Below are 4023 nucleotides of genomic sequence, written 5' to 3'. Positions count from 1 at the left end.
GCCCGGCGGCGTGCCGAGCGGCGCAAGTCCCGGCATGTCCGGCAGCTTGAGGTCGATCGTGCTCGGCTCGACCGCGGTGCCCTTGTAGCGCATTACCATTTGCGGGAAGGCGATGGTAAGCCCGATCATGATCACCTGGATACAGACGAACGGCACCGCGCCCCAGTAGATCTGGCCGGTGGTGACCGGCGCGATCTGCTTGCCGGTGATGCGGTCGAGATAGGGCACGCGCGCCGCGACCGAACGCAGGTAGAACAGCGCGAAGCCGAACGGCGGATGCATGAAGCTGGTCTGCATGTTCACGCCAAGCAGCACGCCGAACCAGATCAGGTCGATGCCGAGCTTGTCGGCGGCGGGCGCCAGCAACGGCACGATGATGAAGGCGAGCTCGAAGAAGTCGAGGAAGAAGGCGAGCACGAAAACCAGCACGTTGACGCCGATCAGGAAGCCGGTCTCGCCGCCCGGCAGCGAGGTCAAGAGATGCTCGACCCAGATATGGCCGTTGACGCCGTAGAAGGTGAGCGAGAAGACGCGCGCGCCGATCAGGATGAACAGCACGAAGGCGGAGAGCCGCGTCGTCGAGGCCAGCGCCTGCTTGATGACATCCATCGTCAGTCGCCCCTTGAAGCCCGCCATGATCAGCGCGCCGACGGCGCCCATGGCGCCGCCCTCGGTTGGGGTGGCGATGCCGAGGAAGATGGTGCCCAGCACCAGGAAGATCAGCGCCAGCGGCGGGATCAGCACGATCACCACCTGCTGTGCCAGCTTGGACATCATGTTGATGTGGAGGCGCTGGTCGGCGATCGCCACGATGTAGATGACGATCACGCCGACGGTGGCGCCAAGGATGTCCGCATTGTCGCCATGCGTCGGCGCGAGGTAACGATAGGCCGCATAGGAAATCGCGCCGGTCACCAGCAGCGCCACGATCAGCGAAATCACGCCGTGGCCGAGCGTGCGGGCCTCGAGCGGCAATGCCGGCATCGAGTTCGGCCGGACGATCGACATGATCAGGATGTAGAGCATGTAGATGCCGGTCAAAACGAGGCCGGGGATCAGCGCGCCCGCATACATGTCGCCCACCGAGCGTCCAAGCTGGTCGGCCAGCACAATCAGCACCAGCGAGGGGGGGATGATCTGGGCCAGTGTGCCGGAAGCCGCGATAACGCCCGAGGCGAGGCGCCGGTCGTAGCCGTAGCGCAGCATGATCGGCAGCGAGATCAGCCCCATGGCGATGACGGAGGCCGCCACCACGCCGGTCGTTGCGGCAAGCAGTGCGCCGACGAAGATCACCGCATAGGCAAGCCCGCCGCGGATCGGGCCGAACAGCTGCCCGACCGTGTCGAGCAGGTCCTCGGCCATGCCGGATCGCTCCAGCACGATTCCCATGAAAGTGAAGAATGGAATGGCCAGCAGCGTGTCGTTCGACATCACCCTTGTGCCGTAGAAATTATCCGGCAGCGCATGCAGCAGCGGCCAGGCGAGGTTGATCGAGCCGCCGGAATAGGGCGACAAGAGCACGCCGATGAAGAAGAACAACAGGCCGTTCGCAGCGAGCGAGAAGGCGACGGGGTAGCCGATCAAAAGGAAGATGATCAGCGAGGCGAACATGATCGGCGCCATGTTCTGCGCGATGAACTCGATCATGAGCGCACCTCGCCGGACAGCGCCTTGGCTTCTTCGGCAAGCGCTTCGGCCTCGAGCTTGGCCTGGTCGTGGGCCGAGACATAGGGAGTGGGATCCTCCATGTCGCCGCGCATGATGGCGATCTTCTTGATGATCTCCGAGACACCCTGGATGGCCAGCAGGAAGAAGCCGACGAGCAGGATGGCCTTGGCCGGCCAGACGATCAGCCCGCCGGCATTGGTCGACATCTCGCCGCTGCGGAAGGACAGCGACACGTAAGGCACGAAGTAGAAAACCATCAGCACCACGAACGGCATCAGGAAGAGGAGATGGCCGAGGAGGTCGATCCAGTGCTGCACGCGGCGGGGGAACATGCCGTAGACGATGTCGATGCGGATATGGTCGTTCTGTTTCAGCGTATACGCGGCGGCCAGCATGAAGGCGGCGCCGAACAGATACCACTGCAGTTCGAGCCAGGCGTTGGAGGAGATGTCGAACATCTTGCGGATGACGGCGTTGCCGGCGCTCACCAGGATCGCAAGCAGGATCAGCCACGAGACCCAGCGGCCGATGAACTCGTTGATGCGGTCGATCGTCGTGGATAGAGCGAGCAGCCCTGCCATGCATTTCCTCCCTCGCGCACCGGCCCCGAGAATCGCGTTCGATTTTCGAGAAGCACGATGCCTAACTCAAAGTGCTGGCGCCGCGCCCGAGTCCCCCTCCGGTGTCGCGCCGCTTGGCCCAACGGTATGCAGTGCGTGGTCCGGTTGGTCAACATGGCAAAGCACGTGCCGGCGATCCACGCGGCGAGCAACGGTAAAAACCGGTCACCTCACGGCGCGTCATGCAACCAAAGTCTGATGGGTTTCAGGCGACCTTGGCCTGGTCGCGGCCGGCGCCGATCAGCACCAGCATGGCGACGAGGAAGAGGTATATCCAGCCGTCGCGCCATTCGAGCGGGAAATAACCGGCCCACAGCGATTCGGCCATGCCGAAGGCCGCGGCACCGAGAGCAGCCTTGAGCGGCGACATGTAGCCGCCGACCGCCGTCACGAACAGGATCTTGAGGCCGTAGACAAGGCCCGTGCCGAAGCTGATGTTGCCGTAATAGATGCCGGCGAGCATGCCGGCAAAAGCCGCGCAGAAGCCGCCATAGAGCACCGCGCGGCGGAACACCGCGGTGACGTCGATGCCGCACATCGCGGCCGCCTTCGGGTCGTCGGACACGGCCCGCCAGGCGCGTCCGAAGCGCGAATGCGAAAACAGCCACGCGGCCACCGCCACCATCGCCATCACCGCCGCGCAATCCAAGAGCTGGATAACGGTCAGCGTCACCTTGAAGCCGGCACCCTGCGCGAAGACGACGGGCTGGGCGAGCATCGGCGGCAGCCAGAGATCATGGGTGTCGGCGGCGATGCGGCTTGCTTCCGACAGGAACAGCAAGATGCCGAGCGTCGTCACCACGATCGCATTAGGCGACCGGTCCGCCAGCCTCTCGAACACGCTGCGCGACAGCACCTGGCTGATCAGCACCGAATAGAGCAGGGCAGCAACGATACCTAGCGCGACCGAGGCAAACAGCGTCAGCCACAGCGCCTGATAGCCGAAGGCGGCGGTCAGGATCATGGTGTGGCCGCAAAAGGCAAACAGCGCGCCATAGGCAAGGTTGGTGCGGTGCAGGATGCCGTTGGTCAGCACGTAGCCGAAGGCGAGCAGCGCATAGAGCGCGCCCGAATGCAGCCCGTTCAGCACCTGCTGATAGAAATAGAGCATGGAGCATCCCTAGGGCCGCGCGAAATGGCCCTGTTTGGAGCGTTGCATCCGAAATCTAACTTGTCAAATACGTTTTATCGGTTAGATTTCCGGCATGACGGTATCCTGGACCCCGCACCGCTTCACCGGCGGCATCCTCGCGCTCGACACGGCGAACACGGTCGTCCTGCGCAACGATCCGGAAAAGACCTTCGACCGTTTCGCTGATCCGGCCGAGATCGCCCGCTTCGCCGAGGCGGCGAGCGGCTTTCGCGCCGCCGAGCTTGGCGGCCGGCGGCTGGAGGCGCCTGAACCGGGCGGCATCGCCGCGGTCGTGCTGTCGATACGCGAGGCGACGGACCGCCTGTTCCGCCATGCCATAGCGAAAGGCGCGATCGCCGCCGGCCATCTGCCGGATTTCCTGACCGCCTGCGCCAACGGCCTCTCCGGCAGCAGCATCGAGATCAGCGCACCGGGCAGGCCCTTTGGCGATCCGGCGACGCCGATAGCGTTCGAGGCGGCTTTGGCCGTCTCGGCGCTTTCGCTGCTGCGCGACGACACCGTTCCCAGGCTCAGGATCTGTCCGAACTGCAGTTGGCTCTTCGTCGACCGCAGCCGCAACTCAAGCCGCCTCTGGTGCGACAT

4 protein-coding genes are annotated in these 4023 nt (G+C 64.3%); 1 reads left to right on the top strand and 3 read right to left on the bottom strand.

Features of this window, described 5'->3' with window-relative positions:
* The 3 genes from EOA60_RS22135 to EOA60_RS22125 all read right to left on the bottom strand — a co-directional run.
* A partial coding sequence (locus EOA60_RS22135; RefSeq protein ID WP_164899459.1) for a TRAP transporter large permease subunit occupies nucleotides 1-1647 on the bottom strand: 1647 nt, incomplete at its 3' end.
* Nucleotides 1644-2249, bottom strand: a complete 606-nt coding sequence (locus EOA60_RS22130) for a TRAP transporter small permease subunit (protein ID WP_095824355.1) — start codon at nucleotides 2247-2249, stop codon at nucleotides 1644-1646. The genes EOA60_RS22135 and EOA60_RS22130, both read right to left, overlap by 4 nt.
* Nucleotides 2250-2493: 244 nt before the next feature.
* Nucleotides 2494-3399: a branched-chain amino acid ABC transporter permease gene (locus tag EOA60_RS22125; RefSeq protein WP_095776991.1), complete on the bottom strand. Its 906-nt coding sequence runs from the start codon at nucleotides 3397-3399 to the stop codon at nucleotides 2494-2496.
* 94 nt (nucleotides 3400-3493) lie between these two features.
* Here EOA60_RS22125 and EOA60_RS22120 point away from each other — a divergent pair.
* The coding region (locus tag EOA60_RS22120) for a CGNR zinc finger domain-containing protein (RefSeq protein WP_128311890.1) at nucleotides 3494-4023 on the top strand (530 nt) is incomplete at its 3' end.

Origin of the sequence: Mesorhizobium sp. M1A.F.Ca.IN.020.06.1.1 (assembly GCF_004023265.1) — a bacterium.
In the GTDB taxonomy this organism is placed as follows: domain Bacteria; phylum Pseudomonadota; class Alphaproteobacteria; order Rhizobiales; family Rhizobiaceae; genus Mesorhizobium.
This window is presented reverse-complemented; position numbering and strand designations above follow the sequence as displayed.

Excerpts from the sequence above, each read along its gene's own strand:
- EOA60_RS22130 (WP_095824355.1), bottom strand. The coding sequence starts at position 2,249 with ATGGCAGGGCTGCTCGCTCTATCCACGACGATCGACCGCATCAACGAG.
- EOA60_RS22125 (WP_095776991.1), bottom strand. The coding sequence starts at position 3,399 with ATGCTCTATTTCTATCAGCAGGTGCTGAACGGGCTGCATTCGGGCGCG.